This is a genomic window from Nannocystis punicea (genome assembly GCF_026965555.1).
Taxonomy (GTDB): domain Bacteria; phylum Myxococcota_A; class Polyangia; order Nannocystales; family Nannocystaceae; genus Nannocystis; species Nannocystis punicea.
The window spans coordinates 3,130,191-3,153,509 of record NZ_CP114040.1; the positions used below are offsets into that span (position 1 = coordinate 3,130,191).

The window sequence follows — 23,319 nt, forward strand, 5'->3', positions numbered from 1 at the left end:
CCGCAGATGCGGCCCGCCGGGCGATGGAGCGCGATCGCGCCCCCGCGTCCTTTGTTATGCTGCCGTCCGCGCATGAGCGGGACGAAGCGATGGCCGTGGGACAAGCCGGACGAGGAGGATGAGCCGGCCATGGCCGAGCTCCGGCCCGCGGTGACGGGGACCGAACCGCAGATCGTCCGTTACCTCCGCGACATCGAGGTCGAGCCGCAGGTGAGCCCCGGCCTCGACGAGCTGGGTCCGCCGATCGACGGCATCGGCGACGGCCGCTACGCCGTGGGCGACCAACTGGGCCGCGGGGGCGGCGGGGTGGTCTACCTGGGGGCCGACCGCAGCATGCGGCGCACCGTGGCGGTCAAGGTGCTGTCGCCGCACCACGTGAACGACCCGGTGCGGGTGCAGGCGTTCGTCGAGGAGGCGATCATCACCGGGGGCCTCGAGCACCCGAACATCGTGCCGGCCTACGACCTCGGCTGCAGCCCGACGCTGGGGCTCTACTACACGATGAAGCGGCTGACCGGGCGGCCGCTGTCGCAGATCATCGACGCGCTGCACGAGGGCGACCCGGCGACGACGCACAGCTTCGGCATGTACCGCCTGCTCGGCTGCTTCATCGAGCTGTGCCGCGCGGTCGCCTACGCCCACGCGCGCGGGGTGCTGCACTGCGACCTCAAGCCGGAGAACGTGCTCATCGGCGAGTACGGCGAGGTCGTGCTGGTCGACTGGGGCCTGGCGCAGGTGATGGGCCCGCAGGGGCGCCGGCAGGCGCGGGCGCACATGCACGCGGGCACGCCCGAGTACATGGCGCCGGAGCAGATCACCAAGGCCGGTCACGACCTCGATGTCCGCAGCGACATCTGGTCGCTCGGGGTGATCCTCTACGAGATCCTCACGCTCACGCAGCCCTTCCAGGGCGCCAACGCCAAGGAGGTGCTGATGCGCGTGATGGTCGAGCAGGTCGAGCCGCCGTCGAAGCGCGCGCCGAACCGGCCGATCCCGCCGGGCGTCGAGGACATCTGCCGGCGAGCGCTGAGCAAGAACCGCGAGCACCGCTACAGCTCGGTGGTCGAGCTGCTGGCCGACCTCGACGCGTACCTCGAGGGCTCGCGCGAGCGGATGCGCCGGTCGGAGCTGGCCCGCCGCTCGCTCGACGCGGCCCACCTGCTGCTCGACCGCCTGCGCCCGCTCGAGGAGGAGTGCGACTACTGGCTGGCCGGGCGCCCGAGCGACGAGGGCGAGGAGGCGCCGACCGGCTTGATGGACGAGCCGCGGCTGGTCGACCTGCGCCGCGAGCTGATGGCGGTGTACCGCGACGCGGGGCAATTGATCTTGCGCGGGCTCGAGAGCGACAGCGAGATCGACAGCCTCGGCGACGCCGCCGGCGAGCTGTACTGGCGGGTGTTCATGCGCATCTATCCCTCGTCGGTGCCGACGTCGGGGCCGACCCGCGAGGCGGCGATGGAGCTGCTGCTGACGCTGAGCCAGAAGTGCTTCACCGGGATCGTGCGCGCGGGCCGACGGCTGACCCGCTCGCGCGAGCTGTCGCCGATCTCGACGTCGGACCTGCAGCGGCCCGGGCCGGTGATCGACGACCCGTGGCTCAACGTGGTCAGCACGCTGTGCGGCGACGCCGACGAGGAGGAGATCGACGCCTCTCGCGCCCCGCACAGCCTGCGCACGCTCATCGGTCGCATCATGTTCCTGCGCAAGATCAGCCTGTTCAACGCGGTGCCGACGGCCGCGCTGCTGCCGATCGCCGAGGCCTGCCACGAGGTCGCGTTCGCGCCGCTGCAGCCGGTGTTCGAGCAGGGGGCGCCCGGCGACGCGCTGTGCATCCTGCTCGAGGGCACGGTCGAGGTCGTGCGTGACGGCGCCGTCATCAACCGCCTCAAGCCCGGCGACGTCTGCGGCGAGGTCGCGGTGCTCAGCCAGTCGGCGCGCACGGCCGGGGTGTTCGCCACCGAGGAGCCGGTGCGGGCGCTGATGCTGGGGGCCGACCGCTTCCGCAAGATCGTGCGCGAGAGCGGCGACATCGGCCTCGCGGTGATCGAGGTGCTGTCCGAGCGCCTGCGCGTGGCGACCGAGCGCGAGGCGGCCCTGCGCTCGCTGGCCAAGACGATCCTGGCCAAGAAGGTCGACCTGGCCCTGCCGTGAGCGCCAGCGCGCCGACGCGGCCGCCGCGGATGCGCTAGCATCGCGAGCCTGTGACGCAGAAGCGGCGCGTGGTCGAGGCGCTCGCCGTGCGGTACTTCAAGCGCCGCGCGGGCAAGGCGGCGTGCCCCGACTCCCGCGACGCGGTCCACTTCCTCAACCCCGACGAGCGCCGGGCGCTGCGGCGCATCGAGTACCTGGCGGTCGGCCGCGCCGCGCTCGTCGGGGCGGTCTGCGCGGGCCTCGGGGCGATCGCCAACGTCGCCCTGCAGCCGCTCCTCGGCGACGACCCGAGCGCCGCCAGCTGGGGCGCGTGGATCGAGTTCCTGCTGTTCACGCTGATCGCCGCGCTGCCGCTGGTGGCGATCGAGCTGTCGCTGATCTACTGGAACGCGATCGACTCGGTGCACGCGCTGGCGGCCGCGGCCGGGCTGCCGCTGTTCCGCGCCAAGGAGGCCGGCCAGGACGTGGTCCGCCACGAGGGCGACGACGGCGACGACGAGGACGAGATCTTCGCGGCGGTGCTGGCCCGCGCGGCGCTCGAGATCCCGAACCCGCCGCGGCCGATGTTCGGCATCGACCCGCGGCGCGAGGCGTCGCGCCTGCGGATCTTGCTGGCGACGCTGGTCTACAAGGCCAAGGTCAGCCTGACCAAATTCGTCGCCCGCACGCTGCTGACGCGGGTGTTCGGCCGCGCGGCGCTGCGGGCCTGGATCCCGTTCGTCGCCGTGCCGATCACCGCGCTGTGGGACGCGCTGGTGTGCCGCCGGGCGCTGCGCGAGGCGAGGCTGCGGGCGATCGGCCCCTCGGCGGCGACCGAGCTGCTCGGCTTCGTCCTGGCGCCGCACCCGGAGCCGTCGCCGGGGCTGCGCGAGGCGCTGATGCGGGCGATCGGGACCGCGGTGGTCCGCTCGCGCGACTTCCACCCGAACCTGATCGAATTGTTGGATGACCTGAAGGACAGGATCGGAGAGACAGACGCGGAGGCGCTCGACGACGTGCCGCGCTTCATCGAGTGCCTGCGCCGGCTGCTGCCCGCCGAGCAGAAGGCGGCCCTGCACACGCTGGTGATCGCCTGCGTCCTCGACGGGCGGGTGCGCCAGGCCGAGCGCGCGATCATGACCAGAGCCTTCCGGGTGTGCGGCCGCCCGCCGCCGCGGATCCAGGTGCTGGTGCTGCAGCGCGCGCTGCTGTCCGGCGATCAGCTGGCGCCGAAGATGCTCGACCTGCTGACGCCGTAGCGCTCGATATCGATCATGAGCGCGCGGCGGCCCGATCTGCCGCGGATCGCCGCGAGCGGGTAGTCTCGCCGCGCCGCGAAGGCGAAGGATGGGACATGCCCGATCTGGCAGATGGGGACTCGGTCGAGGTCAAGGGGTCCGGCGCGAAGCCGTACGTGCTGAAGAATGTCGGCGGGGTGTACTCGTGCTCCTGCCCGGCCTGGCGTAACGCCGGCGGGCCGATCGACCGCCGCACGTGCAAGCACCTCAAGGGGCTGCGCGGCGAGGCGGTCGAGCTGGCGCGCATCGGCGCGCCGGCGGGTGCGGCGGCGCCCAAGCCGGCTGTCTCGAAGGCCAGCAAGGCTGGCCCGAAGACCAGCTCGGAGGAGGGCGACGAGGCCGGCGAGCAGGCGCCGCCGCTGCTGCTGGCGCACGTGTACGACCCCGAGGTCGACCCCACCGGCTGGTGGATGAGCGAGAAGCTCGACGGCGTGCGGGCCTACTGGGACGGCAAGCGGTTCGTGTCGCGGCTCGGCAACGTCTATCACGCGCCGGGGTGGTTCACGTCCGGGCTGCCCGACTTCACCCTGGACGGCGAGCTGTGGCTCGATCGCAAGGCGTTCCAGCGGACCGTGAGCGTGGTGCGGCGGCAGGACGGCGGCGAGGCGTGGCGGCAGATCCGGTTCCTGGTGTTCGACGCGCCGGGGCACGACGGCGACTTCGAGGCGCGGATGCGCCACTATCACGCGGAGCTCGAGCGGCGCCGACCGGGGTTCGCCAGCGCGCACGCGCACGAGATCTGCGCGGGCGCGGAGCACCTGCAGCGTGAGCTTATGCGGGTGGAAGCGCTCGGCGGCGAGGGCCTGATGCTGCGTCGGCCCGGCTCGCGCTACGAGGTCGGTCGCTCGCACACGCTGCTCAAGGTGAAGCGGTTCCACGACGACGAGGCGCGGGTGGTCGGGCATCAGGCGGGCACCGGCAAGCACAAGGGGCGGCTGGGGGCTCTGCTGGTCGAGCTCCGCGACGGGACGCGGTTCGCCCTCGGCACCGGCCTGTCGGACGCCGAGCGCAACGACCCGCCCGAGGTCGGCACGATCGTCACGTTCCGCTACCAGGAGCTGTCGGACGCCGGGGTCCCGCGCTTCCCGTCGTACGTCGGGGTCCGCCACGACGTGGCCTGGAAGCCAGGCCCGGCGGCGGCGAAGAAGGCGAGCCGCTGAGGTCGTCCGTGGAGGTCTGCTGCGGGGGTGAGCGGGCTCGGGGGCGAGCGGCCGGAGTTGTCTACGCCGCGCAAATATGGTACTTGCGCAGCGCGAATTCGCCCTGAACAAAGGGCCGTCCGTCGAATTGATCCTCACCCCCCAGGTTTTGACTTTCGCCGCCGCGCACCTGCGAATTCACAGACCAACCACGCACGAAAGACCCCACGGACACTCCATGAACACGTTCAACCGCATGTTTTTCGCCTCGGGCCTGGTGGCCTTCGGTCTCGGCATGTCCTCCACCTCCGGGTGCGGCGGCGGCGACTACTGCTCGACGGTCTTCAACAAGGCCGTGGAGTGTGCCTCGCCCGAAGAGAAGGCGCTCGTCGAGGGCCTGAAGGACCTCGTGATGAAGGACTGCCGCGAGAAGAAGGACCGCGACCCCGAGGAGGAGAAGGCCGATCTCGAGTGTGCCAAGAAGAGCGCCTGCGACGAGTACAAGAAGTGCCAGCAGGAGCTCAGCGACAAGAAGCAGGCCATCCGGATCAAGAAGGAAGTCGAGGGCGCGCTCAAGACCGGCGAGAAGATGGAGGACGCCCTGTCGTCCTGTAAGTACAGCGACATCAAGGACGAAGAGGTCAAGAAGCTGTGCGCTGACCTGTTCAAGAAGTCGATCGACGCCGCGACGAAGGAGCTCGAGGGCATCCGCGACAGCGGCGGCGACGGCCTCAGCAAGTGCTTCGACCTCCAGGCGACCGCCGAGAAGGTGTCCCCCGAGGAGAAGACCAAGGCCGACGCCCTGTGCAAGGAGGTCGAGGCCGGCAAGCGCGCCAAGGAGGCCCTCGACGAGGCCAAGAAGAACCTCGACGGCGGCACCAACGAGGTGCCCTTCCAGTGCAGCATGGCGGTCGAGGACCTCGAGAAGCTGACCTCGGACTGGGCCAAGAACAAGCTGCAGGAGGTCGCCAAGGGCTGCTACGTCGACCTCGGCAAGAAGATCCTGCCGGCCCAGGTCGACAAGATGCTCATCTGCGAGTACCAGGTCGAGCAGGTCTACAAGGCCGTCAAGAAGTACAACCTCAAGGACGCCGAGCTCGACGGCTGGATCACCAAGGCCGACGCCAAGTGCGCCGGCTCCAAGTGAGCGGTTTCCGATCCCCCAACCACGCCTGACGGCGGCCTGACGGCCCGATAGCGCCCGCCTCACTCCCCCGAGTGCGGCGGGCGTCGTCGCGAGCGGGCGCAGAAGACATGTCGTAAAGGGCATGTCCGAAGAGTCAGGCGGATGCGAGGCGCGCCGACGCGGGTGGCAGGTGTGCCGGTGGGCATGTCGTGATGGTCATGTCCCGAAGGACATTATTGATAGCTGCGGCGCGAGGCGGGCGCGGCGGGATCAGAGCCCGAACTGCAGCATCAACGAGCCGAGCCGCTCGGGCGGGGCGCCGCGGAAGGCCGGGTAGATGTCGAACGTGCCGAGCACGTGGCACCAAAACCAGCCGAGGCGGGCGAACACGCGGACGCCGGGGCGGGCGAGCGGGGCCAGCTGCACGGGCACGCCGACGCCGATGCCGCTGTCGGGGATGATGGGGTGGGGGATCCGCGGGTAGGTCAGCTCCCACGCCGGAATCACGGCCACGCGGGCGCGGGCGTCGGTCTCGATCACCAGGCTGTGGACCAGGACCTGCGGCCACGCGAGCTCCCAGCCGAGGCGCAGGCGCGGGCGCAGGCCCTCGGGCGAGAAGCCGAGGCCGACGCCGGCGATCGGTCCCCCGGGGTCGAGGCGGAGCGGGGTCTTGAAGGCGAAGGTCGCCGGGTCGTCGTCGTCCTTGCGGAGGTCGCGGGTGATCCGGCGGCCCTTGCCGCCGCGGAACAGCCCCGGCTTGTACTCGCGCCAGGGCCGGCGAAAGTCGAGGCTGAGGCGCATGCTCTCGGGCTGCTCCTGCGGCTGGTAGACGACGGCGTAGTCGGGCAGGCTCGCCGGCGAGACGAGCGGGTGGCGGCGGCGATTGGTGGTCCTGGCGCGGTCGCAGCCGCAGATCGCCGTGCCGAGGACCAGCTCGGCGCGGATCTCGACGACGGTGCGGCTCGCCTGTCCCGCGGGCCAGGTCACGAACAGCTCGCGCTGGTCGATGCCGAACCGCGGGTCGAGGGCGGCGATCGAGCTGGCCGCGACCTCGCCGTCGAGGCGGATGACGATGTCGGCGCCGGTCGGGTAGGCGAAGGTCAGCGGGATGTCGGTGGCGACGGCGCGGGTGAGCGCGTAACGAGCGGTCCAGGTGCACGCGAGCTTGCCGCGCCTGGCGGGGCGGCAGGTCAAGCCCGCGACCTCCTCGGAGGTCGTGACCGCGGCGGCGAACGCCTCGGGCACGTACGGCGGATGGAAAGTGGGGCCGATCCGGATGCAGTCGCAGGCGCGTGCAGGCCGGGAGCCGGCCAGGGCGACGGCGGCGGCCAGGAGCGGCAGGAGCCGCAGCAGCGCGAGCGAACGGGGCCGGGAGGTCATGGGCTAGTGCGGGTGTCGGCGGGGGCGGTCATGGGGCGTGGCGAGGCTGTTGGAAGGGACATGTCCTGAGAATCATGCGGAGAATGGCAGGCCGCTCGCCAGCGGCCAGGGCGCGGCGGGGGTGCTGCTGTTCGAAGGGGCATGTCCGAGGAGTCATGCAGCGAGCAGCGGACCGCTCGCGGGCGGCCTGGCGCGGCGGGGGTGCTGCTGTTCGAAGGGGCATGTCCGAGGAGTCATGCAGCGAGCAGCGGACCGCCCGCGGGTGGCCAGGGCGCGGCGGGACGGTGCTGCTGCTTTATTTTTAAAAACATGTCCGAGAGGGCGGGCGCGTGGGCGCGCTGCGGTCGGGCGAGTTGCGCGTTGCGCGTCGGCGGGCGGCGAGGCCGCGAACGACAGCGTGGCACATCGCCGCCGTCGCGACCACGACGCGGAGGTCGGCCGCGAGCGCCCGAGCGCGCCCGCCTGAAAAATGTCCGAAAGTTCATGTGAGAAGGCCCGGCGGCGCGGGCTCGGGCGACACGCTATGCTCGCGCCGTGGTCCAGCACCTGCAGGTCGATCCGAGCGCGTCGCAGGTCGGCCTGCCCAGCGACGCGCCGGGTTTGCCGTGGCGCGGAGTGTTGCGCCACGTCGGCTTCCGCCGGGTGTGGCTCGGAGCCATGGGCTCGTCGATCGGCACCTGGATGGAGGGCGTCGGCGTCCAGTGGCTCATGGCCGAACAGACCTCCTCGACCATGATGCTCGGCGCGCTCGCGGTCGCGCAGCTGGGGCCGATGCTGATCTTCGGGCTGCCGGCGGGGCTGCTGGTCGACTGGGTCGACCGGCGCAAGATGTTGCTGATCACGCAGGTGGCGATGATGGCGATCGCCGCCCTGCTGGCGGTGGCGCACGCGTTCGGCTGGGCCACGCCGCCGGTGCTGATCGGCCTCGGGTTCGTCAACGGGATCGCCATGGCGTTCAACACGCCGGCCTGGCAGACGCTGAGCCCGCGGCTGGTGCCGCGCGAGGAGCTGCCGCAGGCGATCGCGCTGATGGCCATGCAGTTCAACCTCGCGCGCGTGGCCGGGCCGGCGCTCGCAGGTGTCCTGATGGCCAAGTGGGGCGCGACCCTGCTGTTCACCCTCAACGCGCTCAGCTTCGTCGGCGTGATGTGGGCGGTGCACTCGACCGCGCCGGCGCCCCCGGCCAGCACGGGCGCGCACAAACCGTGGCGCGAGGTCGGCGAGGCGCTGCGGTTCGTCCGCGAGCACGTCGGCGCGCGCCAGGTGATGCTCGGCCTGCTCCTGCTCAGCATGCTGGCGGCGCCGCTGCAGCGGATGCTGCCGCTGTTCGTGTCGGAGGTCTACCACGCCGAGGAGGCCACCTACGGCGTGATGCTGTCGGCGGTCGGCGCCGGGGCGGTGCTCGGCGGGCTGACCCTGGGCCGCTTGCCGTCGTGGTACCCGCGGCACCACATCATCCCCCTGGCGCTGCTGATGTCCGGGGCGTCGATGACGCTCTACTGCGCGCTGACCGAACCGGCGTGGGCCGCCGCCTGCCTGCTCGTGTCGGGCTTCTTCTGGATCTGGGCCTTCTCGAGCCTGATGACCTCGGTCCAGCTGCTGACCCCCGACGTGATGCGCGGGCGCGTGCTGTCGCTGTTCAACATGGCGATGTTCGGGGCGATGCCGGTCGGCAGCGTGCTCTCGGCGCTGCTCGGCGACTGGCTGGCGGTGAAGCTCGGCGGCGGGCCGGGCCTGGCGGTGCAGCTGGGGGTCGGCGTGTTCACGCTGATCCTGCTGCTCGCCGGGGCGGTGCTGCTGATCTGGCGCACCCCGGAGATCGACGATCTCAAGCCGGGCGACCGCGGCCACGCGCGTCGGCCGGGGCTGTGGGCCGGGATCACGGCGGCCGGGCACCGCCCGGGGTGAGCGGCGCAGGCTGGCTCGGAGAGCATGTCCTGGGGGACATGTCGAGGGGCGCCCGACGAGCGCGCGGGCGAGTGAGAGCATGTCCTGGAAGACATGCTTGAACGGACATGTCCTCGGGGCCTGGCGAGCGCGGGCTACCAGTTGGCGGGCGCGCCGTCGCGGTAGAAGCGGTGGGGGGCGTCGCGGGGGACGTCGAGGCCGCTGAGGATGCTGGAGGCGCCGATCTCGACGGTGCGCTCGCCGTTGGGGCCGCCCATCTCGGTGCGCACCCAGCCGGGGCACACTGCGACCACGTCGAGGCGGCGCGGGTCGTCGGCGAGGTCGCGCGCGAGCAGGTGCGCCAGGGCGGTGACGCCGATCTTCGAGGTGCCGTAGGCCGTGCCCGGCCAGCCGGCCTCGCGGTGGCGCCCGGCCTGCACGTCGGCGACGAATTGGTGCATCAGCGCCGACAGCTCGCTGCGGGTGAGCGTCTCGAGGTCGAGGCGCGCGCGCAGCTCGGCCGACAGCAGGTCGCGCTGGCCGACGCCGCTCGAGACCAGGACGAGGTGCGCCCCGGGCCGCAGCAGCGGGAGCAGGCCCTCGACCACGCGCAGGACCCCGAAGTAGTTGGTGTCGACGGTGGTGGCCGCGACGTTGCCGTCGAAGCCGTTGAGGGCCACGCCCGCGTTGGCCACCACGACGTCGAGGCCCTCCGGGTGGAGGCGCCGCACCTCGGCGACGAGCCGATCGACGCTGGCCGGGTCGCTGACGTCGAGCTGCAGGAACTCGACCCCGAGCTCGTGGGCGGCGGCGCGGCCGCGCTCGGCGTCGCGGGCCGTCAAGATCACCCGGTAGCCCCGGTCGCGGAGCTGGCGACATACTTCGCGGCCGAGGCCACGGTTGGCCCCGGTGACGAGGGCGAGCGGCGGACGTGCGGTCATGCGGTCAGGCTAACCCTACCCTCGGGCCGATCTGACAGGACGGCGGGCGTGGGGCGCTCGCGACCTCTCGGCGAGCCGTCCGCGCCTCAGCGGGCTCGACCGTGGAGCAGCTGTCTCGCAACGCCGACGTCACGGGGCGCGGTCATGGTCGCTTCGGCGATGAGAACCGTGACGAAGGACGCCTGGCGGCGTCCCGGGTGGGCAAGCGCGTCGTGGTCCCGCACGGCCGTCCAGGGTTTTGCTTCGCGCGAGTACCCGGAGCTCGTGCGTGAATCGCTGCTGGCGCATCCGGGCGATCCATCGGCCATCGCTGCCGCTGCATGCGGGGCCGCCGTCTCGCCACGTCTGTCCTGCGACGAGAGCGGCGACGAAGGATGGCGTCCGGGCCGCCGCGCGGGCGGGGGATCGAGGTGCGCGGCAGAGCTCGCAGCAGCAAGCAGATCCGCGCATTGCGGCGGCGCTCAAAAAAAGTTTTCGGACCGTGTCGATTCCACGGGGCCCCGTTCGACGTGCTGGTGGAACCGGGCAAGGAGGAGAGAGACATGGTCATGAAGCGCATCTCTTGGGTCGCGTGTTTGTTCGTCGCCGCGTGCGAGAGCGGGCCGGACGGGCCGACCTCGTACGAGGACATGAACTTCGCGCAGCGGTACGAGTTCATGAGCGAGGTCGTGCTGCCGCAGATGCAGGAGACGTTCGTCCGGTTCGACGCGAAGTACGAGAGCATGACCTGCGCGACCTGCCACGGCGAGGGCGCGAGCGACGGCTCGTTCGCGATGCCGAGCCCGCAGCTGCCCCTGCTCCCCGCCAGCGAGGAGGCGTTCTTCGAGTACCTCGAGGAGGACCCGGAGCACCTGCGGTGGAGTAACTTCATGGCCGAGGAGGTCTGGCCGGACATGGCCGAGCTGCTCGAGGTGCCGGTGTACGATCCGAAGGCCGCCCCGACCGGGTTCTCGTGCAGCAACTGTCACATGCACGAGGGCCAGCTGTGAGGAGCGGCGGCGGCCGCGGGGGGCGAGGCGTCCGAGCGACTTCGACGCGAGGAGGAGGTGGTGCTCAGGCGGGTCGTCGGAACGCGTTCCGACGTCGGGTTGGTCCCGCGCGCGAGGCGGGCTATGACTGACGGATGCGTCGCGTCGCGGTCATTCTGCGGGTCCCGACCCAGGAGGTGCCGCCACCCGCGGGAGGGAGCGACGGGCGCGGTCGTGGGGAGCGCGGTACGGGCGACCTCGACGATCCATTCTTCGATCGCTCGGAGTCGGCGACGAATCGGCGCGCCAGGCCGTTCGAGCGGGTCGAGAGCGGGACGCGCGGCGCCTGGGCGGACGAGCGGCGAGGATGGCCGAATTGACGGTGCGCGGCCTCCCCGGGGGCGCGGTCGCGGCCGTGTGGCTGGCGCTGTCGTCTTTCGGCTGCGCGGCCGTCACGCCGGTGTATTGCGAGGACGAGCGCGGCCGGCTCGTGCACTGCGATTGTGCGCAGTCGCCCGGCGAGACCGTGGACTCGACGGGGCGGTGGACCGTGCGGGAGTACCACGTCACGGACTGGGGAGGCTTCAGGGAGAAGTCGTACACCGAGGGGCGAGACCTGAGCTACGTGATCCTCGGCCGCTGGTTCTACCTCGCGGTCGAGACGCGGCGAGCGGAGCGGCCGGCCGCGGCGCGCGTGTGGCTGCGCTGCGGCGGCGAGACGCGGCGGGCCGAGGCGGTGGTCCGCGGGACGAAGTCGTATCAAGGCAGGCTCCACGAGCAGGAGGTGCTGGTGTTGTTCCCGCGCGCGCCGGTGGAAGACGGCCGGACGCCGGTCTGTCGCCTGCACGTGGTGTTGTACGACGAGCGCGGGCGGCCGACCGCGCGCGGGAGCGAGACAGTGTACCGGGTGCCGCAGGTGTCGACGTGGGAGCCGGGCGTCGTCCGTAGATCGGCGTGGAGGGTGTGGATCTCGCGCGACCGCGAGCCGCCGGTGAAGGTGACGGCGACGCCGGCCGACCTGAACCCCCCGCGGCGCGCGTGTCCTTCGCGCGGTCGGTGAGCCGCCCGCATCGACGCGACGCGGGGCGATCCGTCGTCCTGACGGCTTTCAGGAGGATATGCGAAACATGTACTTCGGGACAGGATGTCCCAAGGGACAGCTCAGCGCGTCTGCTGCCACAGCCGGCGCAGCACGCCGGCGCCGATCGTGCCGAGCTCGAGCAGCTTCAGGTACGTCGGCATCTCGATGGTCGGCACCTCGTAGGGCGGGCGCTCCCACTCGTCGATGCCGCCGCGGTCGACCCACGCGCTGTGCAGCGGGAAGCCGGGGCGGATGCCCTGCTCGTGCGGGCCCGGGCCGAGGGTGCAGATCGGGCCGCGGTCGAGCGGCTGGGCGGCGTCCCAGATCCAGATCTCCATGTCGGGGTGGTCGGGGCTCCACACCAGGGCGACGATGTAGCCGTCGCGGGTGCTCTGGCTGCCGGGGCGCGGCACGAAGATCGGCGCCGCCATGAACCACCCGGGCTCGAACGTGTAGGCGCTGTCGAGCCGCATCTCGTGGTCGAGGCGGTAGAAGCGGACGGTGTTGTCCGGATCGGAGATCCGCTCGATGAACTCGGGCACCGGGACCAGCCGGCGCGGCGGCCAGGCGTCGTCGGGGCGGCCGCGGCGGAAGTTGGCGAACACCCGCGCGCTCATCGTCTGCGGCAGCCAGCCGCCGGCGACCCAGTAGGTCGCGTCGAGGCGCCGGCAGGTGCGGAGCAGGTTCGGCGTGTCCGAGGTGTCGTGCTCCGACAGGTACGGCGAGAGCTGCAGCGGCGGCAGGATGTTGAGGCCGTAGGCGAAGTGCTCGCGGTCGTCGGGGTGGGGGAAGGCGCGGGTCTCGACCGTGCCGCGGCGGAGGTCGACGACGTGGCGGCGGACCTGGTTGAGGTCGGTCGCGGACGAGAACATGCCGAGCAGGCTGTCGGGGACGATGCCGCCGCCGATCAAGCGGTCGCCCGCCTCCATCTGATCGGCCGGGTCGGCGCCGATGTTGTGCTGGGCGAAGATCGTGACGACGTCGCCGTCGTCGTCGTAGTCGGTCACCGCATGCGTCAGCTCCCACATGAGGTCGACGCGCCTGGCCGGCAGCTCGCGCGCGCCGGAGGCGAGGGCGCGGCGGATGTCGTCCTTGTGGATGAAGTAGACCGGGCAGACGTGGTCGGGCGTGGCCTCGCGCAGGCGGATCCGCAGCCAGCGGTACAGCACCCGCAGGTTGCGCGGGACCTCGATCGTGCGGCTCTCGACCAGCCACTTCCACAGCAGCGGCGTGAGCGGCTCGACCAGCGAGGAGGTGTTGAGCACCAGGTTGGCGTTGAAGACGACCAGGTAATTGCGGGTGAGGCAGATCTGGTGGACGCTGGCGTGGCCGAGGATCACGCCCTGGCCGTCGACGGTGACCCGCATCGGCGGGGTCGGCGGGGCGGGGCCGCCGTCCCAGGTGGTGATGTAGAGGTCGGCGCGGATCGGCTTGTTGACGTGGAGGAAGTCGGCGACCCGCGGGACGATGTTGGTGTAGAGAAGGCGCGGCTTGCCGGGCTCGAAGTCGGGGTCGTACACCGGGTGCCCGGTGGTCATGATCATCGGGCTGAACGAGCTGCCGACGGCGGTGTGATAGTCGCCGGGCCGACCCACCGGGGTGATGTGCGCGAGCGTCTTCGGCGAGACCTCGACCGGGCGGCCGGCGTCGTACGAGAGGAGCAGGCGCCGGCCGGCCTTGCCGTCGTGGGCGCCGACCGGGAAGGTCGGGATCGGCGAGGTGTTGGTGAGGTTGGAGGTGCCGAACCACGAGAACTCGGCGAAGTCGGTGCGGACGAACGCCTCGGGCGCCAGCTTGCGCAGGTGCCAGCTCTGGTTCTCGATGAAGCGGGTGGCGGCGCGGATGAACACGTTGCCGCCGTCGCGGTGCGGCTCGAGGTCGAGGATCAAGAGCCGCCCGCTGGCGGTGAGCATGTGCGGGTTGACGTTGAGCTCGTGGTGCTCGTGGATGGCCTGGTACGGGAAGACGGTGGTGAATGTCCTCCCGGACAGGTCCGAAGGGTAATGCCCCGTGCGCACGGCGTAGCGCGACGCGTGGTCGACGACGTCGCCGTGGTAGGCGTGCAGCAGGCCCCGCTCGACCCGCTCGGCGAAGGTTTGGGCGCTGATGGACATGGCGCGGACTAGCGGCTCCAGAAGCGGAAGGCGAGGAGGAACACGCCCACCAGCGAGCCGACCAGGATCAGCGAGGAGACCGCCGGGAAGGCGGCGCACAGCAGGGCGCCGGCGAGCATGACCCCCGCGGCGTACCAGATCCAGCGCTCGATGGCGATGCCCGCCATGGTGGCGATGGCGCCGAGCATCAAGAGGTCGTTGACCATGGTGGTGGCCACGGGGGTGCCCAGCACGACGGCGGCCGTCCGGTGGACCAGCATGGCCAGCGAGGAGACGACCAGCCAGGCCATGACGCGGCGGTTGATCGTGTTCTTGAAGAAGGAGCCGCGGAACGCGAAGATGAGGCCGAACAGGACCACGTTGATGACGGCGCCGGCGATCGCGTTGCTGGCCGCCGACGGGAGCAGGCTGCCCTCCGGGCTGTACATGATCAGGACGACGGTGATCGCCAGGATGCTGGCCGGGATGATCATCGACAGCATGACCCGCTGCGGGCGGGCGACCGAGAGGTCGAACTCGGGGTCGCGGGCGCGGCCGGAGCCGCGGTTCAGCGCGTCGAGCAGGTCGCCCATGCCGGGGAAGCGGTACTCGGGGTCGCGGTCGAGGGCGCGGACGATGGCGGCGTGGACGCCCGCGGGCACCGGCGAGTCGACCGGCGGCGGGCGGATCTTGCCGTCGCTGACGTTGATCACCAGCTCGAGCAGGCTGCCGCCGGCGAACGGGTGGTGGCCGTACAGCGCGGTGTAGAGGGTGACCGCGTAGCTGAACTGGTCGGTGCGGACGTCGGGCTGGCGGCCGGCGTGCTGCTCGGCGGCCATGTACGCGGGGGTGCCGGCGACCCGCCCGCCCTGGCTGCGGCCGGGGTCGGGCAGCGGCACGCCGTCGTCGGGCTCGGAAGTGTGGCGGTGCTCCGGCTCGCCGCCGACGGCCCCGACGGCGCCGCCCGTCAGGCTGGCGCGGCTCACCCCGGGATCTGCCGCTGCGGCGTCGCGTCGCAGCCCCGAGGCGCTGAGACCCGGCTCCGTCCGCGGGGCCGCGCGCGCGAGCCCGAAGTCCATGACCCGCGCGTGCTCGTGCTCGTCGATGAGGATGTTGTCGGGCTTGAAGTCGCCGTGGACGATGTCGGCCTGGTGCGCGGCCCACAGACCACGGCCTGCCTGCACCATCACGTCGAGGACCTGCTGCCAGGTCCGCGGCTGGGCCTTGAGCCAGCTGCCGAGAGTGCGGCCCTGGACGAACTCCATGGCGAGGTAGACCTGCTGCTCCCAGCGGCCGACCTCGTAGACCTGAACGACGTTGGGATGCGACATCCGGGCCATCGCCCGCGCCTCCCGCTGCATGCGCGCCTGTTGGCCGGGCTGTTGTCGCGGCCGGGGCGGATGAGCTTGAGGGCGACGCGGCGGTCGAGCTCCTCGTCGTAGGCGGAGTAGACGACGCCCATGCCGCCCTCGCCCAGCTGGCGCAGGACGGCGTATTTGCCGATCCGCGCCGACTCGCCGAGGTAGCCGGGCCGCCGCGTCGGCTCCGACAGCTCGTCCTCGGCGTCGGTGTCGGGGCCGTGCGACGAGTCCGGCAGCGCCGACATGTTGGCCAGCGTGTCGACCGTGACCTCGTCGGCCGAGCTGCCGGGGAACGCCGCCGCGTAGCTGTCACGCCAGTCGGGCTCGGACTTGGTCCCAGGGGCGAGGGGGCCGCGCTTGTTGTCGCCGTGGTCTCGCGTCATGTCCGTCGCCCGAGCCCGACCCCTCGGCGTGCTCGCCGAGACTACCCCAGCGCGACGCCGGGCGGCGCGAGATCGTCCCGCGGACGCAAGAGAAAACCCCCAGTGTCCACGCGAAGGCGTCCGCCAGACGCGGCGCCGGTTTCGCCGCCGGACCGGAGGTTTCCGACGTCAAGGGCTTTTAGGAAACGATGTACTTCCGGAGGCGCCCGCGCTATGCCCCACGGGCAAAGGGAGCCCCCCCGACGATGAAGCGAAGGCTGGCCCAAGGTGTCCTGATCGTCATCGTCATCGCCGTCGCCTTCGCGTTGATGGGCGTCATCCGCGGCATGAAGCCCGAGATCAAGGCAGTGGCCAGCGAGCGCCGCGCGGTGCCGGTGGTCGTGCAGCGGGCGCAGCCGGGGGCCCATCCGGTGACCGTCCGCGGCCTCGGCGAGGTCAAGCCGGTCCATCAGCTGCGCGTCACTTCCGAGGTCAACGGCCGCGTCGTCGAGCGCAGCGACGGCCTGCTCCCCGGCGGCCTGCTCCGCCGCGGCGACCCGCTGATCCGCATCGACGCCCGCGACGTGTCGGCCCAGGTGGCCTCGCAGCGCGCCGCGCTCGAGCAGGCCTCGGTCGCCCTCGCCGACGAGCGCGGGCGCAAGTCGGTCGCCGAATACGAGTGGCAGGGCCGCAGCGAGGCGCTCACCGACAACGCGCGCGAGTTCGCGCTGCGAGACGTCCACGTGCGCAGCGCCCAGGCCAACGTCGAAGCGGCGCGTGAACAGTTCGGCCGGGCCAGGCGCGACCTCGGGCGGACGATGGTCCGCGCGCCGTTCGACGCGATGGTGACCGACGCGACCGTCGAGCTCGGGCAGGTCGTCACCACGCAGACGCAGCTGGCCACGCTGGTGGCGATCGACCGCTACTGGGTCGAGATCGCGGTGCCGGTGTCGCAGCTCGTGCATTTGGAGATCCCGGGCGTCAACAGCACCGGCCAGCGCGGCTCGCCGGCGCGGGTCATCCACGACGCCGGCGCCGGCGTGATCATCGAGCGCGACGGCTACGTCGAGCGCCTGCTCGGCCAGGTCGACGCCCGCGGCCGCATGGCCCGGCTGCTGGTCGCGGTGCCCGATCCTCTCGGGACAGGTCTCTACGGACAGGTCCCGAAGGTCAGCGACGCGCCGGCCGCGGCCGCCCCGACGCCGCGCCTGCCGCTGCTGCTCGGCAGCTCGGTGCGGGTCGAGCTGGCCGGGCAGCCGCTGGCCGACACCACCGAGGTCCCGCGGGTGGCGCTGGTCGACGACGACAAGGTGTGGCTGGTGGTCGACGGCAAGCTGACGCTGCGCGCGATCGAGGTGGTGTGGCGCTCGGCGACCACGGTGCTGGCGCGCGGGCTGGCCTCCGGCGAGGCGGTCGTGACCACGCCGCTGGCGACCCCGACCGAGGGCATGCAAGTGACGATCGAGGGCGACTCGCCGGAGCTCATCGCGGCGAACCAGCCCCCGCCGAAGAAGCAATAGACCCGAGACACTGCGGACGCAGCGAGGAGCGCCATGGACTCGAATTCGTCAGGTTCGTCCGGCATGGTCGCAGGCAGCGGCGCGATCGCGTGGATGGCGAAGAACCCGGTCGCCGCCAACCTGCTGATGATCCTCCTGCTGGTCGGCGGCCTGCTCATGGCCGGCCGCGTCAAGCAGGAGGTGTTCCCCGAGACCGAGCTCGACATGGTCTCGATCAGCGTGCCGTACCCCGGCGCGAGCCCGGCCGAGGTCGAGCAGGGCATCGTCCTCGCGGTCGAGGAGGCGGTCCGCGGCATCGACGGGGTCAAGCGCGTGGTCGCGACCGCGTCGGAGGGCTCGGCCCGCATCAACGCCGAGCTGACGATCGACGCCGACGACGAGAAGGTGCTCGCCGACGTGAAGAGCGCGGTCGACCGCATCACGTCGCTGCCCAAGGACGCCGAGCGCCCGGTCGTCAGCCTGGTCACGAACCGCTCCGAGGTGATCTCGATGGTGGTCTACGGCCAGCAGGACCTGCGGGTGCTGCGCCGGATCGCCGAGCAGGCCCGCGACGTCTACCTCTCCGATTCGCGGATCACCCAGGCCGACCTCGCCGGCGCGCCGAAGAAAGAGATCTCGATCGAGGTGCCGCGCGAGCAGCTGCGGGTGCACAACCTGACGCTCGAGCAGATCGCCCAGAAGGTCAGCCAGACGTCGCTGCAGCTGCCCGGCGGCGGGGTCAAGACGGCCACCGGCGAGGTCCTGGTCCGCACCGACGAGCGCCGCGAGGACGAGCGCGGGTTCTCCGAGATCCCGGTGGTCACCGGCCCCGCGGGCACCGAGGTCCGCCTCGGCGACATCGCCCGCGTGCGCGAGACGTTCGCCGAGACCGACGAGTCGGCCAGCTTCGCCGGGATGTCGGCGGTGATGATCCGCGTGTACCGGATCGGTTCGCAGAAGCCGCTCGCGGTCGCGGAGGCGGTGCGCGAGCTGACCGCCAAGCACGCGGGGCAGCTGCCCGAGGGCGTGAAGATCGCCCAGTGGCAGGACATGTCCGAGATCTACGCCCAGCGCATGGACCTGCTGATGCGCAACGCGCAGAGCGGGCTCATCCTGGTGATCCTGTGCCTGAGCCTGTTCCTCGAGATCCGCGTCGCGCTGTGGGTCGCGTGGGGCATCCCGACGTCGTTCCTCGGCGCGCTGTTCCTGATGCCGCTGCTCGGGGTGTCGGTGAACATGATCTCGCTGTTCGCCTTCATCGTCGTGCTCGGCATGGTCGTCGACGACGCGATCGTGATCGGCGAGAACATCTTCGAGCGGGCCCAGCGCGGCGAGTCGTACATCGAGGCGGCCGTCGGCGGCACGCGCGAGGTCGGCATCCCGGTGGTGTTCTCGGTGCTCACCACGGTCGCCGCGTTCACGCCCCTCTTCTTCCTGCCGGGGTTCATGGGCAAGTTCATGAACGTGATCCCGATCATCGTGATCACGGTCCTGATCTTCTCGCTGGTCGAGTCGCTGTTCATCCTGCCGGCCCACCTCGGCCACCTCACCAAGCCCGAGGGCGGCGTCTACGGCGCGATCTTCAAGTTCCAGCAGCGCTTCGTGGTCGGCCTCGACCGCTTCATCGAGAAGGTCTACGCGCCGCTCGCCCGCGCCGCGCTGCGCTTCCGCTACTTCACCCTGACGCTCGGCTTCGCCACGCTGGTGCTGACGCTGACCTACGTGGCGACGGGCCTGATCGGGTTCCGCTTCCTGCCCGGCATCGAGGGCGACGTGGTCACTGCCGCGGTCGAGCTGCCCTACGGCTCGTCGGTCGAGCAGACCCGCCGCGTGCAGGAGCGGCTGGTCCGCGCCGCCCAGGAGGTGGTGAAGGAGTACGGCGGCGACCCGGTGCTGCGCGGGGTGTTCGCCCAGGTCGGCTCGCGCGGGCCGGTGATGGGCCCCGGCGGCTCGAGCGGCGCGTCCGGCGGGCACGTCGCCAACGTGCGCGTGTTCTTCGTCCCCAGCGACCTGCGCGACTTCAAGACCGGCGACTTCGCGGCCGAGTGGCGGAAGCGCGTCGGCCCGGTGCCCGAGGCGAAGACGATCAACTTCAGCGCCAACATGGGCCCGAGCGCCGGCAAGCCGGTCGACGTCGAGCTCAGCCACGTCGACGAGGACGTGCTCGAGCGGGCCGCCGACGAGCTCTCCGCGGCGCTGCGCGGCTACGCCGGCGTGCACGACGTCGAGAACGGGGTCGCGCTCGGCAAGCCGCAGCTCGACCTGACGCTGACGCCCGAGGCGCGCACGCTCGGCCTCACGTCGACGGACATCGCCCGCCAGGTCCGCGGGGCGTTCTACGGCGCCGAGGCGCTGCGCCAGCAGGACGGCCGCGACGAGGTGCGGGTGATCGCCCGCCTGCCGCTCGAGGAGCGGCGCAGCGAGCACGACATCGAGGAGCTGCTGATCCGCACGCCGCAGGGCGGCGAGGTCCCGCTCAACGAGGCGGCGGTGATCGAGCGCGGCCGCAGCTGGCCGTCGATCGAGCGCGCCGACGGCAAGCGGATCGTCCACGTCACCGCCGAGCTGCGCGAGGGCGAGGCCACGCCGGGGATGGTCAACGCCAAGCTGAAGAGCGAGCTGCTCGACAAGCTGCCCGAGAAGTACCCCGGCCTGTCGTGGCAGATGGGCGGCGAGAACCGCGAGCAGGCGGAGTCGTTCGGCAGCCTGAAGACCGGCGCGCTGATGGCCCTGCTGGCGATCTACGCCCTGCTGGCGATCCCGTTCCGCAGCTACGTGCAGCCGCTCATCGTCATGGCGGCGATCCCGTTCGGCCTGGTCGGGGCGATCGGCGGCCACATCCTGCTCGGCTACGAGCTGAGCATGATGAGCATGATGGGCATGGTGGCGCTGTCCGGCGTGGTCGTGAACGACTCGCTGGTGCTCATCGACGCGACCAACGAGTTCCGCCGCAGCCGCAACCTCGGCCACTTCGACGCGGTCATCTCCGCCGGCGTGCGCCGCTTCCGGCCGATCCTGCTGACGTCGGTGACGACCTTCTTCGGCCTCATGCCGATGATCCTCGAGCCGTCGGTGCAGGCCCGCTTCCTCATCCCCATGGCGATCAGCCTCGGCTTCGGCGTGATGTTCGCGACCGGGATCACGCTGGTCCTCGTGCCGGCGCTGTACCTCGCGGTCGAGGACGTGCGCGCAGGCGTGGGGGCGTGGTGGGACCTGGTGAAGGGCAAGCCGCCGCCGCCGCCGCCGCGCGCGCCCGAGTCGCTCGAGAAGTACTCGATCGACGTGTGAATCAGCGGCGATTGGCTGACGCGGGGCGGGTCAGCAGCCGATCGATCGCGTCGGGCGTGACCGGGTCGCGGCCGGCGAGGATCGCCTCGACGTCGCGCACGCGGTCCTGACCCCACACGAGCTCGCCGCGGACGAGGAAGCTCGGCACGCCGAACACGCCGAGGGCGATCGCCTGCTCCGTCTCGGCGACAAGGGCGGCCTTGATGTCCGGATCGCCGGCGCGGGCGACGAGGGCGGCGCCCGGCAGGCCGGCGCGGTCGAGGGCGGCGACGATGGCGGCTGGATCTCCGAGCTCGGCGCCCTCGGCCCAGCCGGCGCGGGCGATCGCGGTGGTGGCCGCGGCCCGCTGCTCGGGCGCGGCGGCGAGGATGGCCCGCTGCGCGGTGAGTGGATTGAACGGGTGCGAGGCGGGCCCGCGGAGCGGGACGCCCTGCTCGGCGGCGCGGCGCAGGATGTCCTTGAAGGTGAACACCCGCTTGGCCGGGATTTCGGCCGGGCCGAGCTGCCCCCAATGCTTGAGCAGCCCGGCGAACAGGATCGGACGATGGACGATCGTCAGATCGGGATGACGTTCGCGCAGCCCCGGCAGCATCGCGTCGGCGAGGTAGACGTAAGGCGAGATGACGTCGAAGAAGAACTCGAGCGTGTCGGCCATGTCCGGAGGTTAGCAATTGAGAATGCGTCATGGAGCCCCCGCGCGCAGCGAATGCGGATGATCCGGCGAGGCCCGCGAAGACGGTTGCGCGGGCCCCTGCGGCTTCAGGAGGCGTCCGCGGTGTGGTAGTGGGCAAAAATGCGGATCGCCTCATTCCTTTTCCTCACCACCGTCGGCCTGTTCGGATGCGGGACGGTGCCGAACATCACGGGTACCGACACCGACACGGAGACCGGCGCGGACACCGACACCGGGACCGGCACAGATACGAGCACCGGCACCAATCCATCGACCTCGAACAGCGGCGGCAACGGCTGCGTGCCCGGCCAGAGCATCGGCTGTGTCTGCACCGACGGCGGGGCCGGGGCGCAGGTGTGCAATCAGGCCGGCACCGCCTACGGCGAGTGCGTGTGCGAGGGCGGCGGGTCGAACTCCGAGAGTGATTCGACGCCGACGACCGGGCCCGACGCGACCACCGAGCCGGTCACGAGCACCGAGCCGGGCACGAGCACCGATCCGGGCACGAGCACCGATCCGGGCACGAGCACCGACACGTCGACCAGCACCACCGAGCCCGACACCACCGGCGGACCTGCGTGCGACGACCCCGGGCCCGAGCCGAACGAGGACGAGGACGGCGCGGTCGACCTCGAGAATCAGGGCTGCAACGACGAGGCGCAGACGATCACCGGCGTGCTGAACGGCGACGCCGACGTCGACTGGTTCCAGTACCATGGCGAGTGGGGCAACTTCTGCGGCTTCGGCGGGCCGGACGCGGCGCACACGTTGACCGCCAGCGACGAGGTGCGGCTGTGCGTGTTCGTCGACTGCGACGCGGGCACGCCGGACTTCGACTGCCCGGACGGCACGACGAACAACGATTCGCCGGGCGGGCTCCCGGGCTGCTGCGGCGACGGGGACCTGACCTTCGGCCTCAACTGCATGGGCGGCGGAGAAAACGCCCAGATCTACGTCCGCCTCGATCAGGCGCCGGCCGACACCTGCGTCGACTACGAAGTCGAGTACAGCTATTCGGAGGGCTGAAGCGGGTCGCATCCGCTCGCGTACCCCGACCCGCGAATGCTCGCGGGCCGGGGTACGGCGGTGTCGTCGGAGCGCCGGCGCCCGGGGGAATGCACGCGCGAGCGGTCCGCTGCTGTGATACTCGAAGGAGCATGCGGAAGTCTCACTTCGTCCTCCTCACTGCGCTCGCGGCCGCGGCGTGCGGCGGCGTGCCCGTGCCGAACGCCACCGAAGGCACCAGCGAAACCGGCACCGAGACCGGCACCGACACGAGCACCGACCCGTCGACGACGACGACGGTCACGCCGACCACGACCCAGGGCGACGACCTGTGCGTGCCGGGGTCGAGCACCGGGTGTACGTGCCCGAACGGCAACATGGGCTCGCAGGAGTGCAACGCCGACGGCAACAGCTACGGGCCGTGCGAGTGCGAGGGCGGCGGCTCGAACTCCAACAGCGACGGGACGCTGACCTCGACGACCACCGAGGGCGTGACGACGACGGAGGGGACGACGACGACGGAGGGGACGACGACGACCGAGGAGACGAGCACCACGAGCACGTCGACGGGCGAGGACACGACCACCGAAGGGGCGACCTGCGACGACCCGGGGCCGGAGCCGAACAACAGCGAGGCCAGCGCGATCGACCTCGGCGAGCAGGGCTGCGGCGCGATGGCGCAGACGGTCGAGGGCGTGCTCGACGGCGACGGCGACGCCGACTGGTTCTCGTACCACGGGATCTGGAGCGGGCTCTGCATCATCGGCCCCAACACCGGGCACACCTTGACCGCGAGCGACGACGTGCGCCTGTGCGTGTACGCGGACTGCGACCAGGGCAACGCCGACTTCAACTGTCCGAACGGCACCACCGAGGCCGACTCGCCGAGCGGCCGCCCGGGCTGCTGCGGCGACGGCGACGTCGACTTCAACCTCGGCTGCTCGGGGATCTTGAACCCCAACAACGCGCGGCTGTTCATCCGCGTCGACCAGGCCCCGGCCGACGCGTGCGTCGAATACTCGGTCGCGTACGACTTCGACCAATGAGAAGACCCGCCGGCGCGAGCGCGCGGCGGGCCTGTCGCGGCG

The 23,319-nt window shown here is 71.5% G+C and carries 16 protein-coding genes; 11 read left to right on the forward strand and 5 right to left on the reverse strand.

Translation table 11 applies throughout. From position 1 onward, the window contains the following. Nucleotides 1-72: 72 nt before the first annotated feature. The 4 genes from O0S08_RS11910 (at nucleotide 73) to O0S08_RS11925 (ending at nucleotide 5,714) form a co-directional block, all read left to right on the forward strand. Complete coding sequence (locus O0S08_RS11910; RefSeq protein ID WP_269039207.1) at nucleotides 73-2,151, forward strand: serine/threonine-protein kinase; 2,079 nt, start codon at nucleotides 73-75, stop codon at nucleotides 2,149-2,151. Between the two features lie 50 nt (nucleotides 2,152-2,201). After that, nucleotides 2,202-3,389: an LBF_2804 family protein gene (locus O0S08_RS11915; RefSeq protein ID WP_269039208.1), complete on the forward strand. Its 1,188-nt coding sequence runs from the start codon at nucleotides 2,202-2,204 to the stop codon at nucleotides 3,387-3,389. Between the two features lie 95 nt (nucleotides 3,390-3,484). After that, on the forward strand, nucleotides 3,485-4,588 hold the full coding sequence (locus O0S08_RS11920) for a DNA ligase (protein WP_269039209.1): 1,104 nt from the start codon (nucleotides 3,485-3,487) through the stop codon (nucleotides 4,586-4,588). Nucleotides 4,589-4,805: 217 nt separating this feature from the next. Next, a complete protein-coding gene (locus tag O0S08_RS11925) occupies nucleotides 4,806-5,714 on the forward strand; it encodes a hypothetical protein (RefSeq protein ID WP_269039210.1) in 909 nt (302 codons plus the stop codon). A 249-nt stretch (nucleotides 5,715-5,963) separates the two neighbouring features. On the opposite strand, the gene O0S08_RS11930 is transcribed toward O0S08_RS11925, so the two are convergent. After that, on the reverse strand, nucleotides 5,964-7,073 hold the full coding sequence (locus O0S08_RS11930) for a hypothetical protein (protein WP_269039211.1): 1,110 nt from the start codon (nucleotides 7,071-7,073) through the stop codon (nucleotides 5,964-5,966). A gap of 534 nt (nucleotides 7,074-7,607) precedes the next feature. Between O0S08_RS11930 and O0S08_RS11935 the strand changes: the two genes are divergently transcribed. After that, nucleotides 7,608-8,981, forward strand: coding sequence for an MFS transporter (locus tag O0S08_RS11935; protein WP_269039212.1), 1,374 nt, complete (start codon nucleotides 7,608-7,610; stop codon nucleotides 8,979-8,981). A gap of 134 nt (nucleotides 8,982-9,115) precedes the next feature. Here the strand turns inward: O0S08_RS11935 and O0S08_RS11940 are convergent, their stop codons facing one another. Beyond that, entirely contained in the window at nucleotides 9,116-9,901 is a 786-nt protein-coding gene (locus O0S08_RS11940) for an SDR family NAD(P)-dependent oxidoreductase (protein ID WP_269039213.1), read from the reverse strand. A 548-nt stretch (nucleotides 9,902-10,449) separates the two neighbouring features. Between O0S08_RS11940 and O0S08_RS11945 the strand changes: the two genes are divergently transcribed. Together O0S08_RS11945 and O0S08_RS11950 are read left to right on the forward strand one after the other, a co-directional pair. Further along, the gene (locus O0S08_RS11945) at nucleotides 10,450-10,890 is read left to right on the forward strand and encodes a hypothetical protein (RefSeq protein WP_269039214.1); all 441 of its coding nucleotides are present in this window, start codon (nucleotides 10,450-10,452) and stop codon (nucleotides 10,888-10,890) included. Between the two features lie 346 nt (nucleotides 10,891-11,236). Further along, complete coding sequence (locus tag O0S08_RS11950; RefSeq protein WP_269039215.1) at nucleotides 11,237-11,929, forward strand: hypothetical protein; 693 nt, start codon at nucleotides 11,237-11,239, stop codon at nucleotides 11,927-11,929. A 101-nt stretch (nucleotides 11,930-12,030) separates the two neighbouring features. Here O0S08_RS11950 and O0S08_RS11955 read toward each other — a convergent pair whose 3' ends face one another. Both O0S08_RS11955 and O0S08_RS11960 read right to left on the reverse strand, forming a co-directional pair. Beyond that, nucleotides 12,031-14,064, reverse strand: coding sequence for a carotenoid oxygenase family protein (locus tag O0S08_RS11955; RefSeq protein WP_269039216.1), 2,034 nt, complete (start codon nucleotides 14,062-14,064; stop codon nucleotides 12,031-12,033). Nucleotides 14,065-14,072: 8 nt separating this feature from the next. Continuing rightward, the gene (locus O0S08_RS11960; protein ID WP_276082626.1) at nucleotides 14,073-15,539 is read right to left on the reverse strand and encodes a serine/threonine-protein kinase; all 1,467 of its coding nucleotides are present in this window, start codon (nucleotides 15,537-15,539) and stop codon (nucleotides 14,073-14,075) included. Between the two features lie 493 nt (nucleotides 15,540-16,032). Between O0S08_RS11960 and O0S08_RS11965 the strand changes: the two genes are divergently transcribed. Next, a complete protein-coding gene (locus tag O0S08_RS11965) occupies nucleotides 16,033-17,286 on the forward strand; it encodes an efflux RND transporter periplasmic adaptor subunit (protein WP_269039218.1) in 1,254 nt (417 codons plus the stop codon). 33 nt (nucleotides 17,287-17,319) lie between these two features. Further along, entirely contained in the window at nucleotides 17,320-20,553 is a 3,234-nt protein-coding gene (locus tag O0S08_RS11970; RefSeq protein ID WP_269039219.1) for an efflux RND transporter permease subunit, read from the forward strand. Nucleotide 20,554: 1 nt separating this feature from the next. Here the strand turns inward: O0S08_RS11970 and O0S08_RS11975 are convergent, their stop codons facing one another. Next, complete coding sequence (locus O0S08_RS11975) at nucleotides 20,555-21,208, reverse strand: 2-hydroxychromene-2-carboxylate isomerase (protein WP_269039220.1); 654 nt, start codon at nucleotides 21,206-21,208, stop codon at nucleotides 20,555-20,557. Between the two features lie 138 nt (nucleotides 21,209-21,346). On the opposite strand from O0S08_RS11975, the gene O0S08_RS11980 reads away from it, so the two are divergent. Then, a complete protein-coding gene (locus O0S08_RS11980; RefSeq protein ID WP_269039221.1) occupies nucleotides 21,347-22,252 on the forward strand; it encodes a hypothetical protein in 906 nt (301 codons plus the stop codon). Nucleotides 22,253-22,383: 131 nt separating this feature from the next. After that, on the forward strand, nucleotides 22,384-23,277 hold the full coding sequence (locus O0S08_RS11985; RefSeq protein ID WP_269039222.1) for a hypothetical protein: 894 nt from the start codon (nucleotides 22,384-22,386) through the stop codon (nucleotides 23,275-23,277). The last annotated feature ends 42 nt before the right edge of the window (nucleotides 23,278-23,319 follow it).

Bases quoted from the DNA above. Each gene is read 5' to 3' on its own strand.
- O0S08_RS11910 (WP_269039207.1), top strand. From the start codon at position 73: ATGAGCGGGACGAAGCGATGGCCGTGGGACAAGCCGGACGAGGAGGAT.
- O0S08_RS11920 (WP_269039209.1), top strand. From the start codon at position 3,485: ATGCCCGATCTGGCAGATGGGGACTCGGTCGAGGTCAAGGGGTCCGGC.
- O0S08_RS11925 (WP_269039210.1), top strand. From the start codon at position 4,806: ATGAACACGTTCAACCGCATGTTTTTCGCCTCGGGCCTGGTGGCCTTC.
- O0S08_RS11930 (WP_269039211.1), bottom strand. From the start codon at position 7,073: ATGACCTCCCGGCCCCGTTCGCTCGCGCTGCTGCGGCTCCTGCCGCTC.
- O0S08_RS11940 (WP_269039213.1), bottom strand. From the start codon at position 9,901: ATGACCGCACGTCCGCCGCTCGCCCTCGTCACCGGGGCCAACCGTGGC.
- O0S08_RS11945 (WP_269039214.1), top strand. From the start codon at position 10,450: ATGAAGCGCATCTCTTGGGTCGCGTGTTTGTTCGTCGCCGCGTGCGAG.
- O0S08_RS11950 (WP_269039215.1), top strand. From the start codon at position 11,237: ATGGCCGAATTGACGGTGCGCGGCCTCCCCGGGGGCGCGGTCGCGGCC.
- O0S08_RS11955 (WP_269039216.1), bottom strand. From the start codon at position 14,064: ATGTCCATCAGCGCCCAAACCTTCGCCGAGCGGGTCGAGCGGGGCCTG.
- O0S08_RS11965 (WP_269039218.1), top strand. From the start codon at position 16,033: ATGAAGCGAAGGCTGGCCCAAGGTGTCCTGATCGTCATCGTCATCGCC.
- O0S08_RS11970 (WP_269039219.1), top strand. From the start codon at position 17,320: ATGGACTCGAATTCGTCAGGTTCGTCCGGCATGGTCGCAGGCAGCGGC.
- O0S08_RS11975 (WP_269039220.1), bottom strand. From the start codon at position 21,208: ATGGCCGACACGCTCGAGTTCTTCTTCGACGTCATCTCGCCTTACGTC.
- O0S08_RS11980 (WP_269039221.1), top strand. From the start codon at position 21,347: ATGCGGATCGCCTCATTCCTTTTCCTCACCACCGTCGGCCTGTTCGGA.
- O0S08_RS11985 (WP_269039222.1), top strand. From the start codon at position 22,384: ATGCGGAAGTCTCACTTCGTCCTCCTCACTGCGCTCGCGGCCGCGGCG.